Annotated in this window: 25 protein-coding genes and 1 pseudogene; 23 read left to right on the top strand and 3 right to left on the bottom strand. The window is 64.2% G+C overall.

Going from position 1 to position 25,157, the window contains the following annotated elements:
• Positions 1-74 precede the first annotated feature (74 nt).
• Both BW975_RS17050 and BW975_RS18470 read left to right on the top strand, forming a co-directional pair.
• Positions 75-1,682, top strand: a pseudogene (locus BW975_RS17050) (ParB/RepB/Spo0J family partition protein); the annotation flags it as partial.
• Positions 1,683-1,695: 13 nt separating this feature from the next.
• Positions 1,696-1,836 (top strand): hypothetical protein, encoded by a 141-nt coding sequence (locus BW975_RS18470; RefSeq protein WP_244512628.1) that lies wholly within the window; start codon positions 1,696-1,698, stop codon positions 1,834-1,836.
• Positions 1,837-1,992: 156 nt separating this feature from the next.
• Here the strand turns inward: BW975_RS18470 and BW975_RS17045 are convergent, their stop codons facing one another.
• Complete coding sequence (locus BW975_RS17045; RefSeq protein ID WP_076535544.1) at positions 1,993-3,360, bottom strand: sensor histidine kinase; 1,368 nt, start codon at positions 3,358-3,360, stop codon at positions 1,993-1,995.
• On the bottom strand, positions 3,357-4,016 hold the full coding sequence (locus BW975_RS17040) for a response regulator transcription factor (RefSeq protein ID WP_076535543.1): 660 nt from the start codon (positions 4,014-4,016) through the stop codon (positions 3,357-3,359). Before BW975_RS17040 ends, BW975_RS17045 begins: the two co-directional genes overlap by 4 nt.
• 145 nt (positions 4,017-4,161) lie before the next feature.
• On the opposite strand from BW975_RS17040, the gene BW975_RS17035 reads away from it, so the two are divergent.
• The 9 genes from BW975_RS17035 (at position 4,162) to BW975_RS16995 (ending at position 12,976) form a co-directional block, all read left to right on the top strand.
• The gene (locus tag BW975_RS17035) at positions 4,162-4,479 is read left to right on the top strand and encodes a PepSY domain-containing protein (protein WP_009503874.1); all 318 of its coding nucleotides are present in this window, start codon (positions 4,162-4,164) and stop codon (positions 4,477-4,479) included.
• Positions 4,436-5,821 carry a ferredoxin reductase family protein gene (locus BW975_RS17030; RefSeq protein ID WP_076535542.1) on the top strand — a complete coding sequence of 462 codons (1,386 nt, stop codon included), beginning with the start codon at positions 4,436-4,438 and terminating at the stop codon, positions 5,819-5,821. The genes BW975_RS17035 and BW975_RS17030 overlap by 44 nt, the downstream gene beginning before the upstream one ends.
• A 180-nt stretch (positions 5,822-6,001) precedes the next feature.
• Entirely contained in the window at positions 6,002-6,382 is a 381-nt protein-coding gene (locus BW975_RS17025; RefSeq protein WP_028288621.1) for a PepSY domain-containing protein, read from the top strand.
• Between the two features lie 35 nt (positions 6,383-6,417).
• On the top strand, positions 6,418-6,888 hold the full coding sequence (locus BW975_RS17020; protein ID WP_028288620.1) for a DUF2271 domain-containing protein: 471 nt from the start codon (positions 6,418-6,420) through the stop codon (positions 6,886-6,888).
• Between the two features lie 11 nt (positions 6,889-6,899).
• A complete protein-coding gene (locus BW975_RS17015; protein ID WP_028288619.1) occupies positions 6,900-9,107 on the top strand; it encodes a PepSY domain-containing protein in 2,208 nt (735 codons plus the stop codon).
• Positions 9,088-10,068 carry an FAD:protein FMN transferase gene (locus BW975_RS17010; protein WP_076535541.1) on the top strand — a complete coding sequence of 327 codons (981 nt, stop codon included), beginning with the start codon at positions 9,088-9,090 and terminating at the stop codon, positions 10,066-10,068. The genes BW975_RS17015 and BW975_RS17010 overlap by 20 nt, the downstream gene beginning before the upstream one ends.
• 5 nt (positions 10,069-10,073) lie before the next feature.
• Positions 10,074-11,981: a heavy metal translocating P-type ATPase gene (locus BW975_RS17005; RefSeq protein ID WP_036540305.1), complete on the top strand. Its 1,908-nt coding sequence runs from the start codon at positions 10,074-10,076 to the stop codon at positions 11,979-11,981.
• Positions 11,978-12,679, top strand: a complete 702-nt coding sequence (locus tag BW975_RS17000) for a VIT1/CCC1 transporter family protein (protein WP_028288616.1) — start codon at positions 11,978-11,980, stop codon at positions 12,677-12,679. Before BW975_RS17005 ends, BW975_RS17000 begins: the two co-directional genes overlap by 4 nt.
• Positions 12,680-12,814: 135 nt before the next feature.
• Entirely contained in the window at positions 12,815-12,976 is a 162-nt protein-coding gene (locus tag BW975_RS16995; protein ID WP_224557872.1) for a hypothetical protein, read from the top strand.
• 28 nt (positions 12,977-13,004) lie between these two features.
• Here BW975_RS16995 and BW975_RS16990 read toward each other — a convergent pair whose 3' ends face one another.
• On the bottom strand, positions 13,005-13,298 hold the full coding sequence (locus BW975_RS16990) for a hypothetical protein (RefSeq protein ID WP_028288615.1): 294 nt from the start codon (positions 13,296-13,298) through the stop codon (positions 13,005-13,007).
• Positions 13,299-13,635: 337 nt separating this feature from the next.
• Between BW975_RS16990 and BW975_RS16985 the strand changes: the two genes are divergently transcribed.
• The 12 genes from BW975_RS16985 to BW975_RS16935 all read left to right on the top strand — a co-directional run bounded on the left by BW975_RS16985 (position 13,636) and on the right by BW975_RS16935 (position 25,111).
• Entirely contained in the window at positions 13,636-14,121 is a 486-nt protein-coding gene (locus BW975_RS16985) for a hypothetical protein (protein ID WP_036540302.1), read from the top strand.
• Between the two features lie 40 nt (positions 14,122-14,161).
• A complete protein-coding gene (locus BW975_RS16980) occupies positions 14,162-15,100 on the top strand; it encodes an ArdC family protein (RefSeq protein ID WP_076535540.1) in 939 nt (312 codons plus the stop codon).
• 23 nt (positions 15,101-15,123) lie between these two features.
• Positions 15,124-15,333 carry a DUF6330 family protein gene (locus BW975_RS16975; RefSeq protein WP_017469169.1) on the top strand — a complete coding sequence of 70 codons (210 nt, stop codon included), beginning with the start codon at positions 15,124-15,126 and terminating at the stop codon, positions 15,331-15,333.
• Between the two features lie 87 nt (positions 15,334-15,420).
• Complete coding sequence (locus tag BW975_RS16970) at positions 15,421-15,810, top strand: DUF3768 domain-containing protein (protein ID WP_028288612.1); 390 nt, start codon at positions 15,421-15,423, stop codon at positions 15,808-15,810.
• 159 nt (positions 15,811-15,969) lie between these two features.
• Positions 15,970-17,952 (top strand): ParB/RepB/Spo0J family partition protein, encoded by a 1,983-nt coding sequence (locus tag BW975_RS16965; protein ID WP_069301768.1) that lies wholly within the window; start codon positions 15,970-15,972, stop codon positions 17,950-17,952.
• A gap of 76 nt (positions 17,953-18,028) precedes the next feature.
• Positions 18,029-18,622 (top strand): regulator, encoded by a 594-nt coding sequence (locus BW975_RS16960; RefSeq protein WP_069301769.1) that lies wholly within the window; start codon positions 18,029-18,031, stop codon positions 18,620-18,622.
• A 102-nt stretch (positions 18,623-18,724) separates the two neighbouring features.
• Positions 18,725-19,378, top strand: coding sequence for a DUF6927 domain-containing protein (locus tag BW975_RS16955; protein WP_076535539.1), 654 nt, complete (start codon positions 18,725-18,727; stop codon positions 19,376-19,378).
• Positions 19,379-19,503: 125 nt separating this feature from the next.
• Entirely contained in the window at positions 19,504-19,830 is a 327-nt protein-coding gene (locus BW975_RS16950) for a type II toxin-antitoxin system PrlF family antitoxin (RefSeq protein ID WP_005668772.1), read from the top strand.
• Complete coding sequence (locus BW975_RS16945) at positions 19,827-20,345, top strand: type II toxin-antitoxin system YhaV family toxin (RefSeq protein ID WP_069301771.1); 519 nt, start codon at positions 19,827-19,829, stop codon at positions 20,343-20,345. Before BW975_RS16950 ends, BW975_RS16945 begins: the two co-directional genes overlap by 4 nt.
• Positions 20,346-20,439: 94 nt before the next feature.
• Positions 20,440-20,604 carry a hypothetical protein gene (locus tag BW975_RS18135; protein ID WP_009819683.1) on the top strand — a complete coding sequence of 55 codons (165 nt, stop codon included), beginning with the start codon at positions 20,440-20,442 and terminating at the stop codon, positions 20,602-20,604.
• A complete protein-coding gene (locus BW975_RS16940; RefSeq protein ID WP_076535538.1) occupies positions 20,594-20,746 on the top strand; it encodes a StaA in 153 nt (50 codons plus the stop codon). Before BW975_RS18135 ends, BW975_RS16940 begins: the two co-directional genes overlap by 11 nt.
• 102 nt (positions 20,747-20,848) lie before the next feature.
• Positions 20,849-25,111 (top strand): strawberry notch family protein, encoded by a 4,263-nt coding sequence (locus BW975_RS16935; protein WP_076535537.1) that lies wholly within the window; start codon positions 20,849-20,851, stop codon positions 25,109-25,111.
• The last annotated feature ends 46 nt before the right edge of the window (positions 25,112-25,157 follow it).

The following is a 25,157-nucleotide window of genomic DNA, read 5'->3' as shown; positions in this document are numbered from 1 at the left end:
GGAGTGTTGGTTTGAGGGTGACGGGAAATGAGATCGGGAGAGTGGCTTCCGGCGCCCGTCGTGGAGAAGATCTGATGACGAAAGCTGTCCGGAAAATCACCCTGTCCCCTTCGCGGGATATCCCTTTTGACAAGCTGGTCCTGAGCCAGTCCAACGTGCGGCGCATCAAGGCTGGCGTGTCTGTCGAGGAACTGGCCGAAGACATCGCCCGCCGCGGTCTGTTGCAGAGCCTGAGCGTGCGGCCCGTCTTGGCTGACGACGGCACCGAGACCGGCAAGTTCGAGATCCCGGTCGGTGGCCGTCGGTTCCAAGCATTGTCCCTGCTGGTGAAGCAGAAGTGTTTGGCAAAGACCCCGCCCATTCCTTGCATCGTGCGCGATGCTGCGTCCGACATCCTGGCCGAGGATGATTCCCTTGCAGAAAGCATGCATCGCGTCGCCCTGCACCCGCTCGACCAATTCCGCGCGTTTGTGGCGCTGAGGGACAAGGGCCAGAGCGATGCAGAGATTGCCGCCGCCTTCTTCGTGACGCCGCAGATCGTGAAGCAGCGCTTGAAACTCGCTTCCGTCGCCCCTGCCCTGCTTGAGGTCTATGCCGAGGATGGCATGACGCTGGAGCAGCTCATGGCCTTCACCGTGAACCCCGATCATGCGCGTCAGGTTCAGGTCTGGGATGTGATCCATTCATCCTGGAACAAGGAGCCATTCCAGATCCGGCGCATGCTGACCGAGACCTCGGTCCGGGCGTCTGACCGGCGCGCGGTCTTTGTGGGTGTTGAGGCCTACGAAGCGGCGGGCGGCACGATGTTGCATGACCTCTTTCAGGGCGATGACGGTGGCTGGCTCGAGGACCCTGCCCTGCTCGATCGGCTGGTGACGGAAAAACTCCAGGCCAAGGCTGAGACGGTTGCCGTTGAGGGCTGGAAGTGGATCGAGGTCGCGCTTGACCTGCCCTACGGCTACAGCCACGGCCTGCGGTCCCTGTCAGGTGATCCGGCACCGATGACGGATGACGAAGGCGCGGCCCATGCCAAGCTGCTCGCCGAATACCGGGCGCTGGAAGAGGAATACGCGGGTCAGGATGAAATCCCCGACGGGATCGACACGCGGCTTGGCGTGTTGGAAACGGAGATGGAAAAGATCGAGACCCGGCCGTTGATCTTCGACGCGGAGGAGATCGGGCGGGCAGGGGCGTTCGTCACGCTCGACCGCTACGGCGCGCTGGCCGTCTATCGCGGCTATGTGCGTCCAGAGGATGAGCCGGTTGACGTGACAGCGGTCCAGGATGGTGCTGATCCTGCGGTGGCGGGGCAGGGGGATGATCGTGATCTCACCGATGGCTATGACAGTGCCGCTCATGCCGGAACCGTCATCATGTCGGGAGGCCAGCCGATTGGCGGCGATCTGCCGGAGGATGAGGATGACGGAGCGCTGAAGCCGCTGCCCGAGCGGTTGGTCATGGAGTTGACGGCCCACCGGACGCTGGCGCTGCGTGAAGCGATCGGGCGCTCGCCCGACGTGGCGTTGATTCTGCTGCTGCTGAAGCTTGTGACGGATACCTTCCGCACTTCCTCTGCTTCGGGAAGCTGTCTCGAAGCCTCAGTGCGTCACGTCTACATGCCGGCGCAGGCGAGCGATCTGAAGGACAGCGTGGTGGCAAAGCTGGTCGACGAGCGTCATGCGCCGGAACGATCTCGTGGCGCTAGACGATGAGGACCATGCCGAAGGGCAGGGGGCGGATGCCGAAGCGGCTGACAGCGTCAGTGAAGCTGACCTTCCTGCATTTCTGACGGATGACCTGCCTGCTGAAGGCGCGTCGATGCTGGCCGCGGAATAACGTGATCCAGCGGGGGGCGGAGATTCCGCCCGCAATCACCCTATAGTGTAACAATATCAATGGGATGAGTGCGATTACTCGCATTCAGAATGAAGAATCATGTCTACAACAACCATCATCGACACCGCACCCCTCGGGGCGCTGCGACGTGAGACTTCAAGGCCAATGCTCCCGATCTTTCACATGGGCATTTGGAGCATCAGTTGGCAATCTGACGGATGCCTGAAATCCAGAAGTTTCACCGGGACGTGGTGACTGGAGCAAGAGAGAGGTTTCGATCCGTTCTGCGATGGCTGAGACGATAGCGAGGCCAAGCCCGCTACCATCAGTTTTTGCATCTGCCCTCTCGAAGCGCCCTGTCAGGCGTTCGAGTGTTTGGGTTGCTACCGCGGGGCCCTCGTTCGCCACGATCAACTGCCCGTCGCTCGTGAGTGTAACCTCGACTGGGGCATTCTGCGCCCCGTGGCGTAGGGCGTTTTCCACCAGATTCCGGCACAGAATTCCCAATGCGTCGGGGTCGATATCAGACAAGACAGGCGTGTCCGGCAAGTTCAACATAAGGCGCCCGTTCTCTGTGCTGCGCGCAATATCTTCCACCACGACCCGAGTGATGGTTCTGACATCAGCGCTCTGGTCCATCCGAAGTCTACCGCCTTCCGCCCGCGCAAGCTGCAGGAGACGTTCGGACAGCCGAGCGAGACGCTTGAGCGTCGCCTCGATCTCGGCGGCGCGCGCGTCGATGGTCGGATCTTTGGTCTCTGACCGCAGTCGCTGCGCTTGGGCGATAGCGCCCGCCAATGGTGTCCTTAGTTCATGAGCCGCATTGGCTGCAAAACTTCGCTCAGCCTCGAACGCGTCGCGCAACCGAGCCAAAAGGCTGTTCAAGGTTGCAGCCAGCGGTCGGATTTCTGTCGGCAGGTCGGCCGCGGGTACTTCTGACAGGTCGCGCACGCCGCGCGCTTCAAGCCGCGTACGGAACCGATGGAGAGGGGCGAGGCTAAAGCGCACAGCGAGAATAATCGACGCGAGCGCCAACGGCAGCACAACCAGCAGCGGCAGGCCGAGGCTCATCTGGATTTCCCGAGCAACCGAAGCGCGATGCGCCAACGGTTCGGCCACGGTGATGCTGATCGTCCCCTGGAGCGCCGCGTCGCTGTAGAGGCGATGTGTGGCGTTCTGCCCAAATCCCGGCCCGTCGTATGGAGGGAACACGGCAGGGTCCGCCGCATGGGATTGCAGCAGGATGCGTCCCTCGGCATCGCGTACGATGTAGGTAAAGAACTCGTCATGCTCCCGGATCGGCGCGAGGCGCTGCGTCACACCCTGATCTTCTCGCCCGACGATGTCGGTCACGGCCAGCGGCAGGATGCGCTCGGCGGTTTCGCGTAGGGCGCTGTCGAAGACCTCATCCATCTCGCCCCGAACGATCACCGCGGTAACCGTGGCGGCGGCGAGCCAGAGGATCGTCAGCACAAGGCCGAGTGACAAGCCGAGCCGTACCTGAAGGCTGGATGGCCACATCATGGCTTGCCCAGCCGGTAACCCATGCCGCGCTCGGTCTCGATGATGGCGCTCCCCAGTTTCTTGCGCAGGCGGCTCACGTGCACCTCGATGGTGTTGCTCTCGACTTCGGCGTCGAAAGCGTAGAGCTTCTCCTCCAACTGCGCCTTGGACAGGAGCTGCCCGGGACGCGCCAGGAAGGCCTCGAAGAGCGCCCATTCCCGCGCCGTCAGCGGCACATGTCTGCCATCCCGATGGACGCTGCGCGCGGCAAGGTCGATGTCGAGCGGTCCGTGGGTCAGGATCGGGTTGGGGTTGCCGCTGTAGCGCCGCGCGACCGATCCGATCCGTGCCGACAGTTCCGACAGGTCGAAGGGCTTCACAAGATAGTCGTCAGCGCCCGCATTGAGGCCTTCGATCCTATCGGAGACCTGGTCGAGCGCCGTCAGGATGATGACCGGCGTCACGTCTCCACGCGTCCTGAGGCCCTTGAGGAACCCGATACCACGTCCGTCTGGTAGCATGAGGTCGAGCAGGAGCAGGTCGTAGGAGGTTGCGCTCATCGCGTCTGCCGCCGCGTCTAGCCGCGTGACCCAGTCTACTGACTGGCCATCAGATGCGATCTGGTCGCGCACGGCAGCGCCAAGAGTCGTGTCGTCCTCGATCAGCAATATGCGCATGGTCGTACCCGTCCTTTCCTGATGTCCCTCCATGATCCGTCTGGCTGACACGAAGCTGAAGCTTGTGGGTCGAGCCCCTTCAGGCTGCCGTCAGCTTCGCGGCGCATGAATGGCATCAAGAGGCGAGCCACTAGGAGTGTGCCCCATGAAGAAGACATTGACAATTATCGGCTTTCTCGCGGTCTTTCCGGTCGGCGCGGCGCTGGCTGACGACGATTGCTTCGTGCCGATGGCCGACTGGCAGCCGCGCGATGCTGTTGCCATGCTGGCTGAGGAAAATGGTTGGACGGTGCGCCGGATCAAGATCGATGACGGCTGCTACGAGATCGATGGGAGGGATGCCGAGGGGCGTGCGATCGAGGTGACTGTCCACCCGGCCACGCTGGAGATAATCGAGTTCGAATACGAGGACGACGAGGATGATCGCCGCGAGCGGGATCACGAGAGACGCGACGATGACTGATGCAGCGCGTCGCGACGGTAATGTCCCGGTGCCGGGCCTGCCGCCACTCTCCCGGCTTTCCCTAAACTCTCCTCTAGCTCTGACGGGCCCGGTGCTGGTTGCGTTGCCATGCCTGCTGGCGGCACTGATCGGGTTCAACACCTATGCGCCCTATGGCGCGGATGCAGCACTTGGCATTGCCGTCGGGGCCGCGGCAGTTGTCGCGATGGCACAGACCCTGATCCTCGCCGCACGGCCGCCGCTGGTAGAACCATTGTTCGGCGGTCTCGATCGCATGTACCGTTTCCACAAGTGGCTTGGTATTTCCGCAATCGTCCTGATGATCCTGCACCAGCAGATCGAGCCGGATTTCGAGCGTTTGGTGCGTGAAACCTCCCTTGGTGAACTTGGTGAAGAGGCGGGCGAACTTGCCTTCAACGCGCTTCTCGCCCTGGTTGCTGTCAGCTGGTTCCGGAGATTGCCCTTCACCCCACTGGAAATCCCCTATCAGATCTGGCGGTTCAGCCATCGTTTCATGGGGGCCCTTTTTGCAATCGTGGTCTTTCACCAGTTCTTCGTCGACATGCCGACAGAGGTAGATCCATCGCTCTCGGTGCTACTGAACACATTCGGCATCGCCGGAGTGATCGCGTGGATATTTACCGAGCTTGTCGCCCCGTACCTGCGGCGTAGAGAATTCACCGTCACAGAGATCAGCCAGACCAAGGACACCACCACGCTGACCCTCCGCCCCGAGGGGCGGGCCATGCGGTGGCGGCCGGGGCAATTCGCCTTCTTCCGCGCACCAGAGGCAGGACTGTCCGAGCCGCACCCTTTCACGATTGCCAGCGCCCCGCGCCCTGACGGCACCCTGACGTTCTCCATCCGAGGCTTGGGTGGCTGGACACGAAGCATGCCCGCCATCTTGCGGACCGGAACGCGCGTGCAGGTCGAAGGGCCATATGGACGGTTCAATTTCCGCAAGGGCGGTGCGCGCCAAATATGGCTTGCCGGCGGCATCGGTATCACGCCGTTCCTCGCCTGGGCGGAAAGCCTGACAGAGGCGGAGAGTCGCGACATTCACCTCATCTACTGCGTTCCGACACAAGAAGAGGCGATTGGGGTAGAGACGCTGCGCGCTGCGGCTGCCCGCAACCCGAGGTTCAGTTTCGAGGTGGTCGTTACGACGCGCGATGGCAGGCTCACGGCCGAGCGCCTGATTGGCGCGGTCCCTTTCGCGATCCGGCAAGCCGATCTGTGGTTCTGCGGCCCAACCGGTCTGAAGGACGGGATTCTCAAGGGCTTGAAAGCACAAGGCCAAACGCCTCGCCGTGTCCGCTTCGAGCAGTTCGAATTCACCTGAACGCGGGGCAGGGCGTATAGCCATGCCAGCCCTGTAGCCTGCGCTCGCATCTTTTTGGCCCCGTCATCATCGGCGGGGCCATTTTCCTGACGGCAAGCTGAAGCAGGAATCGCTGGGGCGTCAGGATGCCCTCAGGTCGGGGTGCCAGATTGGTCTCATCAAACGAAAGGACCCCTTGCCATGAAAAAGACCCTGACCGCCCTTGCCCTGATCGCACTTTTGCCCGCCGGCGCTGCGCTGGCCGACGACGATGATTGCAATGCGCCCCGTGACCAGTGGCAGCCGCGCGAGGCCGCCATGCAGATGGCCGAACAGAACGGTTGGACGGTGCGCGACTTCGAGATCGACGACGGCTGCTACGAAATCGAAGGCCGAGACCAGAATGGCCGCGAGATCGAGGTGAAGTTCGATCCGGCGACGCTGCAGATCGTCGAGATGGACTACGAGGATGATGACGACGACCGCGGTGGCGCCCGCAATCCCGCGCCCGCTGGAACGGTCGCTCCTCCGCAGAACGGCCTCTTCGGAAACGGCGCCCCTCCGCAGGTTCAGGTGAACTGAACAGCTCCGAAGCACCCTGAACAAGGATCATTCCCATGAAATCACTTCTCGCAACGCTCGCGCTTACCACCGCACTCACGCTTCCCGGCCTCGCTATGGCACGGCCCGTGACGCTCACAACCACCCTTAACAACTATGGTGGCGACGGCGCTTACCTCGCGCTTTACGTTACCGACGCCTCGGGCGCCTATGTCGGCAGTCTCTGGATGGCTGGTGGCAAGTCCAAGTACTACGAGCATCTGAGCGACTGGTACCGTGCCACGGGCGGCGATACCGCGCAGGTAAACGGTATCACCGGCGCCAGCGTCGGCGCGGGCCGCAGTCTCGAGATCACGCTCGATCTGGCCGACGCGCTGTTCGATGCGGGCTACACGCTGCACATCGACGCGGCAGTCGAGGATATGCGCGACAGCCCGAACGAGGTGGCCGTGCCGCTGACGACGGCGGGCGCGGGCACGCCGGTGAGCGGGCGGCGCTACATCGCCAACTTCTCCTACGACATGTGAGGGGCAGGGCCATGATCCGTACACTCCATCGCTGGCCGGGTCTTCTGGCACTCGCGCTCGTCACGATCCTGAGCCTGAGCGGCGCTGCGCTCTCGGTCTTTCCGGCAGTCGAGCGCATCACCGCGCCGCAGGTGGAGACTGGCCTGACAGTCGCCACCCTCGCGGAGCGCATCCAGGTCGTCTATCCGGGCGTCGAGCAGATCCGGCGGTCGCCCTCCGGTCGGATCACCGCCTATTGGTTCGATCAGGGCGCGCCGGGTGCTGCCGTGATCGACCCGGCGACGGGCGCGGGCGTGGCCTCGGCCGACCCGAACCAGGCGCTTCGCTGGCTCACCAACTTTCATCGCTCGCTCTTCCTCGGGGATGGCGGGCGCATCGCCATGGCCGCCGGGGCCGCGGCGATGCTGGTCCTCTCGCTCTCGGGTGCTATGCTGGTCGTGCGACGGGCGGGCGGATGGCGGCACTGGTTCGCGTCCTTGCGCGGTCCGTTCACGGGCAGGCTGCATGTCGAGATCGCCCGGATCGCCGTCATCGGCCTCGTTCTGTCCTCCACCACCGCCCTCTGGATGACAGCCTCCACCTTCGATCTTTTGCCGGACGGTGGCGTCCTGCCGGCTGATCCCACCGAAGTGAGCGGAGAGATTGGGTTCGCTCTCGATCAGATGGCCACGCTGCTGCAGACGCCCGTCGCCGAGCTGCGCGAACTGAGCTTTCCCTATCCCGGCGATGCGACGGACGTGTTCACACTGAAGACCGACCGGGGCACCGGCTATCTTGACCAGGGAACCGGCGCGCTCGTGGCATGGGCCGACCTGACCGGGTGGGAGCGCGTCTCGGAAACCATTTACATGCTGCACACGGGGCAGGGGGCCGCGATGCTCGGCCTTGTGCTCGGGATGATGGCGCTCGGAGTGCCGGCGATGGGCGTGACCGGCGTCTTGATCTGGCTTGCCGGGCGGCGCGGGCGGCCGCGCATCCGGGGCAACCAGCCCGCGGGCCGTGCCGAGACGATCATTCTTGTCGGCAGCGAGGGTGGCAGCACCTGGGGCTTCGCCGCGACCCTGCATGCCGCGCTGACGGCAGCGGGGCAGGGCGTCCATGTTGGCCCGATGTCGGGCTTCGCACCAGAGCGCTACGCCCGTGCAGAGCGCATCATCGTCCTCGCCGCGACTTATGGCGATGGCGCGGCGCCCGCCTCGGCCAAGGGGCTCCTCGACCGGATGAACGCGTCGGCCCCTGCGCCTGATATCCCGATGGCCCTGCTCGGCTTCGGCGACCGCAGCTTTCCGTCCTATTGCGCCTTCGCCAAGGCCGTTGCGGCAGCGGCGCAGGCGAAGGGCTGGGCCGAACTCATGCCGCTGGACACGATCGACCGCCAATCGCCACAGGATTTCGCGCGCTGGGGCCGAGCTCTTGGCGAGGTGCTTGGCATCTCTCTCGAGCTTTCTCACCAGCCCGTTTCGCCGCGCACCGAAACATTGACCCTCGTCTCGCGGCGCAACTACGGGGCCGAGATGCAGGCGGGGGCCGCGATCCTGCGCTTCGCCCTGCCGCGCGCAACGCCGTGGCAACGGCTGACGGGCACGGGCTTCGCACGGTTCCAGGCGGGCGACCTGATCGGCGTCCTGCCGCAGGGCAGCCCGATGCCGCGCCTCTATTCGCTGGCCTCGGGCCGGCGCGACGGGTTCGTCGAGATCGTGGTGCGCAAGCATCCGGGCGGTCTGGCCTCGGGCCAGCTGACCGCGCTGGAACCGGGCGATACGGTCCGGGCCTTCCTGCGGCGCAATCCCGGCTTTCACGCCGGTCGCGGTCTCACCCCGCTGATCCTGATCGGGGCGGGCACCGGCATCGGGCCGCTGGCGGGCTTCATCCGCGGCAATGCGCGGCACAGGCCCGTGCACCTGTTTTTCGGGATGCGGCATGCGGACAGCGATTTCTTCTATGGCGAAGAGATGCCCGGCTGGCAGGCTGAGGGGCGGTTGACCCGGCTTGTCACCGCCGTCTCGCGCGGCGCGCGGCGCAGTTATGTGCAGGACGCCTTGCGCGCCGACGCGGCGCAGGTGGCCCGGCTTATCTGCGACGGGGCGCGTGTGATGGTCTGCGGCGGGCGCGACATGGCCACGGGCGTGAGCGATGCGTTGGCCGAGATACTCGCACCTGCCGGGCTTACGCCCGCAGTCCTAAAGGCAGAGGGGCGGTATGTCGAAGATGTCTACTGAGCGCGCGCGCATCGCCCTGAACGGCCCCGCCATGGGCACGCGCTGGTCGGCGCTGTTCTTCGCGGATCGGGTCCGCGACACGGATGCAATTCGTGCCGCCCTTCAGGCGGCTGTCGACGAGGTGGACACGCAGATGTCGATGTGGAACGCGGAGAGCGCGCTCATGCGGATCAATGCGGCGCCGGTGGGCGATTGGGTGGTGGTGCCGGAGCAACTGCGGGCGGTCCTGCGCCTCGGGCTCGAGATCGGGCGTGCCTCGGGCGGGGCCTTCGATATCGGCATGGGCGATGCGGTGACGGCCTGGGGTTTCGGGCCCGGGGCCGCCGCGCCCGAGGGTATCCGCGCCGCGATGGACGCCCCCCGCCGCCCGGCTCAGGAGGTGCTGGAGATCGAGGGGATGCAGTTGCGCAAGACCGCGCCCGTCGCGCTGGACCTGAACGGCATCGCCAAGGGCCACGGTGTCGACCGGCTCGCCGAGACCTTGCGCGATCATGGGATTGCCGACGCCCTTGTCGGCATCGACGGTGAGATGCGTGCCATGGGCCTGCGCCCCGATGGCGAGGCATGGATCATCGCGGTAGAAGCGCCGGACCCTGATCGCCGGACGCCGCATTCGGTTCTGGCGCTGCAGGACGCCGCCGTCGCGACCTCCGGTGACTACCGCCATTGGGTCGAGGTGCATGGGCGCCGCCTGTCGCATACCATGGATCCGAGACGTGGCGCGCCGCTGATCGCCTCGCCGGCCTCCGTCACCGTCGTGGCCCGCACCTGTGCCGAGGCCGACGCCTGGGCGACGGCGCTGATGGTGCTCGGTGCGGAGAGGGGTGCGGACCTCGCAAGACAACGTGGACTCGACGCCCTGTTTCTTCTGCGCGATGATGAAGGGAATGCAATGGGCGTGGGAGTCGGGCGTCTTTTTTCCGAAGAACCAGCGGCAATCGCCTCAGCCGAAGGAAGATGAGCCGCATGGAACAGACCCGTACCGATCGCTTCAAGACCGCACTCCTGCTGATGGCCGCAACCGGGCTGATCGTGGGACTCGCATTCTACCTTGCGGGCCAACCAGAGGTTGCGAACCTGATCTGGATTGCAGGAGTTGTTCCCGCGCTGGCAGCGCTTGTGGTCGAAATCGTCCGCAGCATTGGGCGCGGCGAGGTGGGCCTCGATATCGTTGCCGCGCTTTCGATGTCGGCGGCGCTTGTCTTCGGCGAGACCTTGGCTGCGGCTGTCGTCGCAGTCATGTATTCTGGAGGCACTTTCCTCGAAGCCTTCGCTGAGGGCCGTGCACGTCGTTCGATGAAGGATCTTCTATCTCGCGTACCCCGGACCGCGACGCGGCACCGGAACGGCGGTCTTGAGGATGTGCCTCTCGAGGAGATCGCACCGGGCGATCGCCTGCTGATCCGGCAGGGCGATGTCGTTCCCGTGGACGGTTCGGTTACGTCCGACACCGCCTTCCTCGACACCGCGGCGCTGACCGGCGAATCCCTCCCAGTCCGGCTGGCGCGCGGGGCCGACGCCATGAGCGGATCGACCAACGCGGGCGAGGCCTTCGACCTGACGGCGACGCGCGAGGCCAAGGACAGCACCTATGCCGGGATCGTTCGCCTGGTCGAGGAAGCGCAGGCGTCCAAAGCGCCGATGTCCCGGCTGGCCGACCGCTGGTCGCTGGGCTTTCTGGTCGTCACCGTCAGTATCGCCTTCGCGGCCTGGTGGTTCACAGGCGATCCGATCCGCGCGGTCGCCGTGCTGGTGGTCGCCACGCCCTGTCCGCTGATCCTTGCCGTGCCGGTTGCGCTGGTCGCGGGTCTCTCGCGTGCGGCGCATTTTGGCGTTTTGATCAAGGGCGCAGGGCCGCTCGAGACAATGGCGCGCATCCGTACGCTGATCCTCGACAAGACGGGGACGCTGACAGATGGCCGTCCGCAGATCATCTCGATCGACAGCCACGATGGCATGAACGAGGACGACATCCTGCGCCTCGCGGCCGCGCTCGATCAGGCCTCCAAGCACCCTGTCGCGCAAGCGATCGTCACCGCCGCCAAGGCACAGGGCTTCACACTGCCCGTTCCGACAGAAGTGGCTGAGATCCCGGGCGAAGGGGTCTTGGGTCGTGTGGAGGACCGCGAGGTGATCGTCGGGGGCGACGGCTTCGTGGCGTCCCGGGTCGGGCGGATGGTGGGCGATCACCCCGCCAAGGGCGCCGGATCGGTCCTTGTCGCAGTGGCAGTTGACGGTCACATGGCCGGGCACCTCGTCATGTCCGACCCGCTGCGCGAGGGAGCGGGTGCCATGCTGGACGGTCTGCGCCGCCAAGGGATCTCGCGTATCCTGCTGGCCACCGGCGACCGCGCGGACGTGGCCGAGCGTGTGACGGAAGGGCTGGGCCTCGACGGGCTGCGGGCCGGTCTGACGCCGGATCAAAAGGTGTTGCTGGTGCTCTCTGAGCGTAAACACGGGCCGGTGATGATGGTGGGTGATGGTGTCAACGACGCGCCCGCCCTGGCCGCAGCCGATGTAGGCGTGGCAATGGGGGCACGGGGCGCCGCGGCCTCGGCCGAGGCCGCCGACGTGGTGCTGCTCGTCGACCGGATCGACCGGCTGGGGCCCGGCATCGAGATCGCGCGGGCTTCACGCCGGATCGCGGTCGAAAGCGTTGTCGCCGGGATCGGCCTGTCTGTCATGGGCATGATCGCGGCCGCTTTCGGCTACCTCACGCCGGTTCAGGGCGCGCTCCTGCAAGAAGTGATCGACGTTGCCGTGATCCTGAACGCCCTGCGCGCGCTGCGCATCGCGCCACAGGAGCCAGCTACGGGCAAACCCCAGGCGATCATTTCAGAGCAAGCTGACATCGTTCAAGGAGCCACGCCATGAGCCGTCTATCACATTCTGAAATCCATATGGTGCATCGCATCGGCTGGCTGCGGGCCGCCGTTCTCGGCGCCAACGATGGTCTTGTCTCGACCGCGAGCCTCGTCGTCGGCGTCGCCGCAGCCGGGTCCGGCAAGCCCGAGGTCATGATCGCCGGGCTGGCCGGGCTTATGGCTGGCGCGATGTCGATGGCGGCGGGGGAGTATGTCTCGGTCAGCTCGCAAACTGACGCCGAACAGGCGGACCTCGCCCGAGAGAGCCGTGAACTCGAGGAAACGCCCGAGGCCGAGCTCGAGGAACTAACCCGGATTTATGTTGAAAGGGGGCTGGACCGCGACCTGGCGGAAAAGGTTGCCGTGCAACTGACTGAACGTGACGCGCTCGGATCGCATGCGCGCGACGAGCTCGGCATTTCGGAAACCGTTACCGCCCGCCCTGTCCAGGCGGCTCTGGTGTCCGCACTGACCTTCGCCGTTGGGGCGGTGCTGCCCCTGATCGTCGTGCTGCTGGTCTCGGAGGCGCAGATCGCTCCCCTGGTGGCGGGATCGACGATCCTTGGCCTTGCGGTTCTTGGCGGATTGGGCGCTTCGGCCGGCGGCGCAGGCGTCGTCCGTGGGGCCACGCGGGTCACGCTATGGGGAGCGCTTGCAATGGCGGCGACAGCCGGGGTCGGTGCGCTGTTCGGGGTCGCCGTAGGCTAGGAGTTAATGGGGTGTACCCGAACCCCGCTCCGGCTGCTTGTTGCGGCAACGCTCGTCAACATCGTGCTGATCATCGAGGTGCCACAGATCGAGTCGCAGCGCGTGGGGTCATAAACCCATGTCCGCAAATGGGTCATGCTGGACGAGATCAACACCGATGTTCTGGAGCGGTCCTTTGTCTGGGAGGACCGCACGCCCATCGGCACGTTCAGTTCCGTCTTCACATCCAAAATCCAGTCCAGCCTGATCGCGCTTGCCAAGTCGGGCGGGGCATCCGTTGTCGATCGGCCGAAGTAATCTCGATCAGCGCGGGGTCTACCCAGCTTCACTTGTTCCCATCGATCCACTTCGACATCAGCTCCTTGTCGCGGAAGCATTCGTCCGGCACGGCGCGGCGCTTGATGCGGGCGAGGCGCTCGGCAAAGGCGACCTGCTTTGATGTCGGGCGGCTGTCCTGCGTGCCCGGCTTCAGCTTGGCCTGTGCGTCGATCCAGGCGCTCAAGGAGCGCCGATCTTGCTGAACCTCACACGGCAGAAGCGTCTGGTTGCGAAGGGCCAGTGCGCGCGCATAGGCGATCTGCTTTGGCGTCGCGGGCAGGGCGTAAGTGGTGCTTTCCATCGGGGATCTCCCTTCTTAGCGTGGCTTTCAACATAGAACATAACAGGAACAAAATCAAGCCACCTGCGGAAATCATGGGGTTTGAGAGGAAGAGGAGGGCCGGGGGAGGTCAGGCCTGAGGATGCCCGAAAGAGGGTGTCCGGGCCTGATCCTGTTCCTCATTGGGGTCTGATGCCGGAAAGTGGAGGATCCTACGTTCTCATGAGCTTTGCATTTAACGCTCCTCGGCATCAGATCCCTAAAGAGTGAAAGTGTTCTTCGGGTTTTGTGACTGACGGATGAGGGCCTTTGAGGTCCCTCAGATGGGTCCGGGCCGGATTCCGGTCTGCCGTTCCTGATGAAGGGCATTCTCATGCAAACAGGTGTCTTGCGCGTATTGCGCGCGACCGCTGCCTCGTGGTGGCGACACAAGGAACTACGCCGAACCGGCCAGACGGGGCAGGCACAACGGCGCGAGCGCGAGACCGTCCTACGTGATCTCGGTTATCTGAAGCAGGCGGCGCTGTTGCCTAACGCGCATGTGATCTGCGGGGAGGGCGGGACATTCCTCCATCTCGGTTGGACCACCGTGTCGACCTTCGCGCCGATCAAGCGCTTTCCCTTGGCCGCCCTCGCGGTCGCACAAGGGACCCCGTTCATCGATATCCGACCCGTCACCGATGTCATCGCCTTCGCGAACCTGCCGCGGGTGGCGCGGGACGGATCGGACGACTCTGAACCTTCGGGTCCCGGCAGGTCCGTGTCGCTGACCACCTACATCGACATGGCCGAACAGCTCGGCGCGAGCATCACCAACGATCCGCGGCTCTGTCGGTCAACCTAGTCACCACTCCCTCTCACCAAAACTCGAAAGGACGCCAGCCATGGCCCGATCCCGCACGCCCAAATTCGATGCCTCCGAGGTCATCACAAACGAAATCATCCGCATCATCGAGCGCGGCGTCCTGCCGTGGCGCGAGCCATGGACCGCAGGTGGCAGGTCTCGTCCCCTGCGCGTGGGCGGAGAACCCTACCAAGGGGTGAACAACTTCCTGCTGACCATGCGGACTGTGATGGCGGGCCACAGTTCTCCCTTCTGGATGACGTTGCCGCAAGCCAATGCGTTGGATGCAAAGGTCCGTAAGGGCGAGAAGTCCTCTGTCGTTGTTTACTACGGTCAAAGCCGGAAAGACGCCGGCGATGAGCATGATCATAGCGACGGGGATGATCACTCCGAGGAAGCCCGTATCTTCCGCTTCCAGAAATCCTATCGCGTGTTCAATGCCTGCCAGATCGATGGCCTGCCCGACAGTTTCTACCCTGACCCGGAGCCCGTACCCGAGCATCCGCCGTCCGAGCCGATCCCGCACATGCAGGCGTTTTTCGATGCCATCGACATCACAACCGTCTTCACGGGCACGGAGGCGTACTATTTGCCCCCCGTGGACAAGGTCTATATGCCATCCATCACGCGGTTCCAGGACCCGCGCAATTTCTACGGGGTCTGGGCCCATGAGCTGGCCCATGCCACGAAAGCCCCACATCGACTGAACCGTGATTTCGGGTTCTCGAAGTTTGGCAACACGTCCTATGCGCGCGAGGAGATCGTCGCGGAACTGACCTCGGTGTTCCTGGGTCAGACGCTCGGCTTCACGGCGCATACGCTCGAGATGAATGCCGCCTACCTCCACAACTGGTTGCGCGTTCTTCGGTCGGACAAGGGTGCGATCTTCCGCCATGCCGCCGATGCGCAGCGCGCCTGCGACTATCTGATCGCCAGATCGGAGGTGGGCAGGGCAGGGCGCAGTGCCGAGGCCGCCTGACCACACGGAGAACGGAGACTCGCATGTCACGCAAGGAACCCAAGGCGCTGCGGGTGGCCTGCTTTGAAGACGGCCGCCGCAAGATCATCACCTTCAAGCGCGGTGCCTATTGGTGGAGCCCGTCCGAGGGTGCTTATCCGCTCTCGGCAGCGCTCGAGAGCATCAAGCACCAAGGCGGCTGGATCGAAACCATCCCTAACCCGAATTACAGACCCAAGGGGCTGTTCGGGTAGGGCACCTTCTGCTTCGGTCCTTCCGCCAAGCAGAAAAGAAAAAGCAGGCTTTGGGAAGGGTGTTTCAACTTCTCAAAGGAGAGCCCTATGACCATCACTGCACAGCCCCAGACAGAATGCCCGGATCCGAGTGTGATCGCCGCGCAGAACGACGCGTTCCGCAAGCTCGCGTGCCTTGGAGTGCCGCCCGCGCAGCCCATCCAAGGCCGGATGCATGTCACCCGCTCGCTCATGGAGGCCGGTGACGGCTTTATGGCCGAGGCGGTGAAAGCCACCGGTGAGTTTACCACCTTTGAGCAGGACAATGATCCCGAGGGATGGCATGATTTCGGGGCGGTCGAGATCCGGGGCGAGACCGTGTTCTGGAAAATCGATCTCTATGAAGCGGATTCGGATTTCCGCTACGGGGCCGAGACCCCGGGCAATCCCGTGACCACAATGCGCGTACTGACCGTCATGCTGGCGCGCGACTGGTAGAAGGGCAGGGGACGCCTCCCCGTGACATCTCAGACGACTAAGGCCCGCTGCCCCCAAAAAAGGCAAAGCGGGCCTTTTTTCGTGGTGATCCCCGAAGCCGGGGATTGGTCCCGCGCGTAGAGGCGCGGGCCACACCTAACCCATCTGGAAGGATATCCCATGACCACAAGTTTTGCCCCCCTCACCGTCGCTATCGGCGATCTCGTCCCGCATGCCGCCAATGTGCGCAGCAACGCGCCGGAAACCTATGACCCCGAGAACATCGCGCATCTGAAGGCCAGCATCGCTGTGCTGGGCCTCCTGCAGCCGCTCCTCGTCCAGAAGTTCGACGGCAAATACGCCGTGCTGGCCGGTGGACGGCGCCATGCAGCCCTGAAGGAGCTGGTCGCGGACAAGAGCGAGAAGGGGTTCACCGCGAAAACCAAGGTCGACTGCCGCCTTGTGCCCGAGGATTGCGACGTGACGACGGCGCTGTCCCTCGCCGAGAACATCACCCAGGCCCCCATGAACGCCATCGACGAGTTCGAGGCTTTCGCCCGGATGATGGAAGTCGACGGCCAGACGCCCGAGACGATCGCCAAGACCTTCGGCACCACGGTGGCGGCCGTGAAAGGCCGGTTGCGCTACGGTCTGATCCACCCCGACATTCGCGCTGCGGCCCGGGCTAAGACCATCACGCTCGACACGATGAAGGCCTTTGCGGAGCATCCGAGCCAGGAGGTGCAGCGCGAGGTCTTCGAGGCGCTCACCAAGGAAGATAGCTACCTGCAGGCCTATACAGTCCGCCAGGCGCTCAAGTCCCGCGGCGTCCAGGTCAGCGATGATATCGGGGCCTTCGTGCGCGAGGACTATGAGGCCCGCGGCGGAGCGATCGCGGCCGATCTGCTGGAAGAGCATTCAGTGCTCGAGGATGCGGCGCTGGTCGAAACCATCCTACTCGAGAAGCTCGGGGCCGCCGCCGAAGAGGCTCGCATAAAGCTGGGCTTTGCCTGGGCCGATGCAATGGTGCGCTATGATTACGCGACCATGGCCGAATATGGCCGCGTCTACCCAGGACCCGTCGAGCCGGATGAGACCGCCCAGAAGCGCGTGGATGAGATCACCGCTGAACTTGAGAAACTGCAACTCGAGATGGAGGATGAGGGGCTCGAAGACGATGCCTACAATGCCCTTTACGAGCGCGTGGACGCTCTGGAAGAGGAAGCCCGCGATCTGCAGGAGGCCTATAGCGCCGAGGACCTCGCCCGCGCCGGTGTGATTGCGTCCTGGTCGAACGGGCAGGTGACGCTCTACATCGGCCTCGTGCGCCCCGAGGACACCGTGAAAGAGGAGGGCGCGCGCGGCTCGTCGGTCAACCCGACGGGGGAGGAGGCACCGGACGCCGGCGAAATCACCTACCCGGCCTCGCTGGCCGAGGACCTCAAGACCGAGCGGGCCATGGCGCTCGGGGCCGCGATGGCGCTGCATCCGGAGGCCACGCTCGATCTGACGCTCTTCAAGCTGGTCAGTGACGTTCTGGCCAGTGGCATGAGTGTCACGCAGGCGATCAAGATCGATGCCCGCAAGGAATACCGCAGCCATGCCAAGATGGACGAGATCGACGAGACCTCGCTCGAGCAGGCGGCGGCGGCGCATGATGTGCTGGACCTCTCCTGGCTCGATGACACCCGGTCCCCTGCCGATCAGTTCGCGGCGTTCCGCGCGCTGGAGGCAGGCGAGAAGGCCAAGCTCGTGGCCTATGCCGCGGCCAGCACCACGCAGTCCTGCTTCGCGCGGGACCGCCAGCGCGACAGCCTGATGCATGCGTTCGAGATCGAGATCATGCCCGACATCCGCGCCCACTGGACGCCGAACGCGGCGCTCTTCAATCGCTTTAAAAAGGCCTGGCTCCTGAGGATCCTCGGTGAGGATCTGGGTCTCGCCCAGGAGGCGGTGACGCTCGCCTCATCGAGCAAGAAGGAGATCGTCGCCTTCTGCGACAAGCTCTTCGCTGAACCCTTCGCCACACTGACGGACGCGCAGCGCGCTGCCGTGGCCGCCTGGTGCCCGCCGATGATGCAGACCGCCGGTATCGCCTTTGATGAGGCGGAGCCCGCTGCGGAAACCCCCGAGCCTGCCAGCGCGGTCGCGCAAGCGGCCTGATGCATCAAGTGACCCGCGCGTGGACCATGCCCCCCGCGCGGGTCGCCCCCCCCACACCCAACCGAAAGACATCCTCATGGCTATTCTCAAGTTCTCTGCCTCCGCTGTCGCGGCGCAAATCGCACATGCGCGCGCCTGCCAGACCTTCCTGCCCAACTGGAACGGGCCCGTGGACAGGCCGGCCCTGATCCTGATCGTTGGCAATGGTGTGCATCTGCGCTCGAACGGCATCGATGGCACGACCACCCGTATCGTCACGACCGAGCAGGCCGATCCCTCCTTCGCCTTCGCCGATGGCATGAACCCGTTTCGGGACACCGACTGGATGGCGCAGCGCCGCATGGCGTTTCGCGATCTGACCGGCCAGTTCTACACCGACATCCTGGATGACGTGCAGGTGCTCATCGACCGGGGGCGGGGGGCGATCCGGCTCGCAACCGATGGCCACAGCATCCGTGTCTTCGTGCGCCGGGCTTCGGATTATCTCATCGGCGGGACCTACGAAGTGCCCTCGGGCCTCGGCGGCACCTTCCGGGTTATCCTCAAGGATGCCTGCGACACCTTCGCGATCGTGCAGAACTGCGGCAATTGCGAGGATTTCGACGCCATGCAGCCCTACCGCGTGCCGCTCGATGCGCTGATGGAAATCGATGACCGGAGGGCGGCGTAACGCGCCCTTTCTCAAACAAGCATCGCCAATTCCCTGCCAGGCCTGCGGCCCTCTCGGGACATTGGCGACAACAATTTCCCCAATGAGAGAAAGGACTCTGAGATGGGATGGCTCTTCTACACCGACGGCCGCGTCCAGACCTACGCGGATGAGAAAGCGGAAATCGCCCGGCTCTGCACCTTCGAGGGCGACACGCGCAAAACCGAACTGGTCAAGGCCTGCAAGGTCGCCTCCACCTGGTATGCGGCGGCAAGGGTCACCAATCTCGACGGCACCGCTGTCGAAGACGCGACCTATGTGACCGATCCGGATGGCTCCATCACTTTCGGGGCTGTCTTCCTCACCCGATACGATGACGGCTGCTGGGGCTACAAGGATATGGAGGAAAGCGCTGGCCCCAACGAGTCGCGTGCCCCCCTTGGGTTGATCGAGCTTCTCTCCAACCTGAAAAACCCGGACAGCTACGCGCAGGACTGGCGCCAGCGCTGCCGGGATTGGGCTTCGATCCCGGACTACGAGGAAGGCGACAAGATCAGGCTCGCGGCCCCTGTGACGCTCACCGATGGCAGCACCTGCCAGATCGTCACCGCGACCCACTACAGGCGGGGGCGGCAAAAGCGCCGCTGCTACCGTATCGAGGAAACCGGCGGGCTCGTACGCCTGTCGAAAGCCTCGCTCGCGGGCTCGGAGCTGCTCAGCTCCGCGAAAGGTGCGGCTAGCCCGGTGCTGGCGGAGTATCTCGCGGGGCGAGATTAGGTCCTGCGCCGGACGGTTCATCGACCTGCCCGGCCACAGCAGATCCTGCGGCTTGTTTTGACAAGGCAATGCAAATGCATTACCTATCGCGGGCAGCAAAGACCCTTTTCTTTCAGGAGACTGCCATGACAGCGCTCGCACAAGATGTCTCGAAACTCACGGATCGGTATCAGACGACCGTGCCGGCGGGTGTGCGCAAGCAGCTCAAGCTGGGCAAGGGCGACCAGATTCGCTACTGCACCGAGCCGAGTGGCAGGGTCTATATCGAGCCCGTCCGCAGCGACGAGGAAGATCCCGTGCTCGGAGCCTTTCTCGATTTTGTCGAGGCCGATATCAAGGCGCATCCGGACCGCATTCGGGCATTCGATGGGGCTTTGCATGACCGTCTTGCAGCACTGGTCGGAGACGTTGACGTCGATCTCGATGCGCCGCTATCGCTCGAGGATGAATGAGCGGCGATAGCGTGCCCGCCCAAGCGCCCCTTGTCGTAAACGGATGGTCGATATATGCGCATCCGCTCTTTCTGGACCAGCTCGAAGGGCTGACCCTGGAGGTCGAGGCGCGTAAGGCGCGCGATCCCAAGACCTGGCGCAAGAAAAATTCCACGAAACGGCTGGCCGCCATCTTCAAGCTGGTGACCGAGGCCATACCGGCAGATCCGGGTGCCGCAGCCTTCCGGCAAGGCGGCACACTCGGCGACCACCGCAAGCACTGGTTCCGGGCGAAATTCTTCCAGCAGTATCGGTTGTTTTACCGCTTCAACAGCGATGCGAAGGTCATCGTGGTGGCATGGGTGAATGACGACAAGACCCTGCGCGCCTACGGCAGCAAGACGGATGCATATGCGACGTTCAAAGGGATGTTGGAAGATGGCAATCCACCTGACAATTTCGACGCGCTCTTGAAAGAAGCTGCAGCGGCGGACAAGCGGTTCGAGAAATCCCTTGAAGCGGTGCCCGATCGGTAAGTGGGCCAGCTTGCTGTGACCCTTTGGCATTATCGTTTACGACGCCACGCTGGAAGATGTAGCATCGGCTGATAATACGGTCGGAGAAAGCACAATGAATGAGACGGAAAAGGATAGGCAGCACCTCGGGCTAGAGGAGCAATGCGCGCCTGACCTCACGGGGCACCGTTTCCCAATTGCTGTGCGCGTTGCAGACATGCCCGATGACCTCGGCAAGCTGCTGGATATCGGGCTCGAGGAGCATTTCCGTGGCCGCTGAAGCGAATTCGTATGACACGTGGTTTCGCATGAAGGTAAAGGCCGCGCTTGAGGATGCATGCGCCGAAACTTCACAGGTTCAGGTAAAGCAGGCCGCACAGGCATTGATTGATGCGAAGCGGCAGGTCGAACCCAAGTCCTGACCAAGCCTTGGAGGTCAGCGCGGTCTGATCCCGTCACCCTGAAAAGCAAAAGTGGGCTTTTTGTCCTTTGGAACTCAGACCCTGATCCAAAGGAAAATCCCCATGACCAAGCCCAAACCGGCAAACCCGGCTCTCTCGATCTCCCACCCTGATCTCGCCTCTGCCCTCGTGCAGATCGGCGCGGAGGTCGACCACCAGCCCCTGCGGAGTTCAGCGCTCGCGCGCATTATGCGCGAGACGTTTCATGGCAGTGATGCCGGGGGCGCCTGGGACTGGCGCATAGCCTATGACATGATGCAGGCTGCGGCCATCCAGGTGCTGCTGGGTGGGGACGGCGCGGCAGGTGACATCGCCGCTGCAAAGCTCCTTGCCTCACGGCTTCTCACGGAAACGCGCCGCTCCGAGCAGCAGATCCGGCTGCAGCAGTTTTCCACGCCGCTGCCATTCGCGGCGCTGGTGGTGCGGGCCGCAGCGATCCGCAAGGGCGAGGCTGTGCTGGAACCCTCGGCTGGCACCGGTGCCCTAGCCGCTTTCGCCGCCCGGGCCGGTGCTACGCTTTTGCTCAACGAGATCGACCCCTTTCGCCAGCACCTCCTGCGCGCCCTCTTCGGCGGCGAGGTGACGGGCCATGACGGGGAGCATATCGACGATCTGCTGCACACGCCGGTTCTACCCGACGTCGTGGTGATGAATCCGCCCTTCGCCTCCTCGGTCGATCGCTCCCGGGACAAGCACATCGCTGCCAAACATCTCATTGCGGCTGCAAAGCGCCTGGCACTCGGTGGGCGGCTGGTGGCGATCATGCCGCCGGGATTCACGCCCGAACGCGATGCCGCGCATTGGTCCCGCGCCTGCGGTTTGCTCACGCCGCGCTTGGCACTCACGATGCCGGGACAGGTCTATCGCAAGCTCGGCACAACTGTGGAAACCCAGCTCATGGTCTTCGACAAGGTGCAGGAGGACGGCGAGATGATCCGCGCCATTGTGTGCGACATGGACGAAGCCCTTCCTTTTGTCGACGCCGTGGCCGCAACCCGGCCCGAGATGCGCCCTGCCCAACGGGTTGAAGCGATCCCTCATGCTCGGCCGACCGTTCCATCATCTGCCCCGCGCAAGACCGTCGCTTCGCCTGTTGCCGCCTCCAAACCCCGGGCCAATGCCGTCCGCCCGCTCAGCTTCACAAGCTTTGAGGCCCCGCGCGACAACACGCCTGTCTCGGATATCTATGCGCGTTACCGGCCGCAGCGGATCGCGATCGCGGGTGCGCAGGAACATCCCACGCCGCTCGTTGAAAGCATCGCCATGGCCTCGGTTGCCCCGCGCATGCCCTCAAACACGGGCAGTGATGACTTGCGCCTGCCCGCACGGTTGATCGAGGAGGGAGACCTCTCCGAGGCGCAGCTCGAGACCATCATCATGGCGCATGATGCCCATGGGCGTGATCTGCCCGGTCGGTTTACCATCGACGAGGACCAGACCAAGCTGACGCGCGCCGATGATGATCCAGACGCACGGGCCTATCGCCTCGGTTATTTCCTCGGCGACGGCACCGGTTGCGGCAAGGGGCGCGAATGCGCGGGGCTCATCCTTGTCAACTGGCTGGCCGGGCGCAGAAAGGCGATCTGGGTCTCCAAATCCGCCACGCTTATCGAGGACGCGATCCGCGACTGGACCGATCTCGGCGGCTCGCCTGCCGACATTCAGCCGCTCTCCAAATGGAAACCGGACCAGCCCATCCCGATGGGCGACGGTATCCTTTTTGTCACCTACGCCACGCTGCGGTCCGCGGGCAAATGCGGCACCACGCGGCTGAGCCAGATCCTCGACTGGATGGGCGAAGACTTTGAAGGCGTGCTGGCTTTTGATGAAGCCCATGCCATGCAGAATGCGGCGGGGTCCGAGCAGGGCAGGGGGGTCAAACCCTCCCAGCAGGGCCTTGCTGGCCTACGGCTGCAACTGGCCGCGCCGCGCTCGCGCGTCTTTTACATCTCGGCCACGGGCGCCACGAGCGTGCACAACCTGGCCTATGCCGCGCGGCTGGGGCTCTGGGGGCAGGGCCCCGAATATCCCTTCCCGAGCCGCGAGAGCTTTGTGTCGGCGATGGAAGCCGGCGGCGTTGCCGCCATGGAGGTGGTCGCGCGCGATCTCAAGACGCTCGGGCTTTACACAGCGCGTGCCCTCAGCTTCGACGGTGTTGAATACGATGTGCTCGAACACGCGCTGACCCCGGCCCAGATCGAGGTCTATGACGCCTACGCTGGAGCGTTTCGCACCATCCACCATAATCTCGAGGCGGCGCTGACGGCGACCGGTGTCAACAATGCCTCGGGCGAGACCAATGCCTCGGCCGCACGCGCCTCTGCCAAATCTCGCTTCGAGAGCACGAAACAGCGCTTCTTCAACCATCTCCTGATGGGCATGAAGGCTCCAAGCATCATCCACGCCATCAAGGAAGATCTGGCGGCAGGCAATGCTTGCGTCATCCAGGTTGTCTCGACAGGCGAGAGCCTGCTGAAGCGTCGGCTTGAGGCGATGGACCCGGAGGATGAACTCGTCGAGGGTGCCTTGACGCCGCGCGACTATGTTCTCGGCTACCTCGAACAGGCCTTCCCGATTCATGCGCAAAAGCTGGTCGAGATCGACGGCAATATGGTGGCCGAGCCGCTCCGCGATGAAACTGGCGCGCTGGTCGTCTCGCGCGAGGCGCTCGCTCTGCGTGACGCGGCCATGATGGAGTTGATGACGCTCGCCCCAATCCCCTCGGCACTCGACCAGATCCTCTGGGCCTTTGGCGACGAGGCCGTGGCAGAAGTCACGGGGCGGTCCATCCGGCCCCTCAAGGCCGAGGATGGTCATCTCTTCATCGAAAAGCGCGCCGCCAGCAGCAATTCATCCGAAACCCAAGCCTTCATGGACGGCGAGAAGGATATCCTGATCTTTTCCGATGCGGGCGGTACGGGCCGGTCCTATCACGCGGCGCAAACGGCGAAGAACCAGAAACGGCGGCGGCACTATCTTCTGGAGCCCGGCTGGCGCGCGGATGCGGCCATCCAGGGGCTCGGGCGCACGCATCGCTCGGCTCAGGTCAGCGCGCCCTTCTTCCGGGTCTGCACCTCGGATGTGCATGGCGAAAAGCGTTTCACCTCGACTATAGCCAAACGCCTCGACCAGCTGGGGGCCTTGACCAAGGGTCAGCGCGAGACCGGCTCGCAGGGCATGTTCCGGGAGGAGGACAATCTCGAAAGCCCGATCGCGCGGGCGGCACTGCGTGGGTATTTCGCCGATCTTGCCGCCGGGCGCGCTGAAGCGATGAGCTACGAGAGCTTCACCGACTGGACGGCCCTGCGGCTGATCGACAAGGACGGGGTGCTCCTTGAGGAGCTTCCCCCGATCCAGCGGTTTCTGAACCGGGTGCTTGCCCTGCCCATCCACATGCAGAACGCGCTCTTTGCCGAGTTCATGCGCCGGATTGCCGATCAGACTGAACGGGCGCGCGCGGCGGGCACGCTCGATCTCGGCGTGGAAACCCTGCGCGGCGAAAAGATCGAGCAGGTCTCCACAGAGGATCTCTGGACCTGCCCGAAATCCGGCGCCGTGACGCGGATCATCGGGCTCGAGGTGACGGACCCGGTCCATGTCTTGGGCGCTGAAGAGGCCATATCGCGCAATCCGGATAAGCTGCCGATGGTCAATCGCGCCTCCGGTCGCGCGGCGCTCATCTCGGCACGCCCGATGCAGATGTATGACGAAGACATCGTCACGCTGATGCGCAAGGTTGTGCGGCCAAACGGGTCGAGCTACCTGGAGGAGGCGCGGTTCACGTCTTCGGCCTGGGAAGACATCGAAAGGCCCGAGTTTGCAAAGCTTTGGGATGCCGAGGCAGCGTCCCTGCCAAAAACCACCACAACCAAGCTCTACCTGCTGACCGGGCTCTTGTTGCCGATCTGGAAGGACATTCCGACCACCAATGAACGCATCTACCGGGTCACGCCTGACGGGGCGACGGCGATGATCGGGCGCACGCTGAGCGAGGAAGGGGCGGCAGCGCTGCGCGCCCGCTTCCTCGTGTCCAACCCGCAAACAGGGCAGGAGATGCTGACCGCCGCCCTCGGCACCACCGCACCTGTCGATCTGGGCCGGGGTCTCACCCTGACCCGTCGCCGGGTCGCAGGCGAGATGCGTCTCGAGCTGGGCGGTGCGGATCGGGGCATGATCGACGGCCTCAAGGCCCTCGGCTGCTTCACCGAGATCATCGCCTTCCAGTTGCGGGTGTTCCTGCCGCACGGAGACGGGATCGACACAGCCGGCATTCTGGCTCTGATCGTCGGGCAGGGAGCCGCCAGAGCGGCAGAACAAGCCGCCTGAAAAGTCAAAGCGGGCTTCCGGTCGGGCGTCGCGGATCTGGGTTTCA

This window comes from Roseovarius nanhaiticus (assembly GCF_900156535.1).
Taxonomy (GTDB): Bacteria; Pseudomonadota; Alphaproteobacteria; order Rhodobacterales; family Rhodobacteraceae; genus Roseovarius; species Roseovarius nanhaiticus.
The sequence above is the reverse complement of the archived record's forward strand: the minus strand, read 5'-3'. Positions and strand labels throughout refer to the sequence as shown.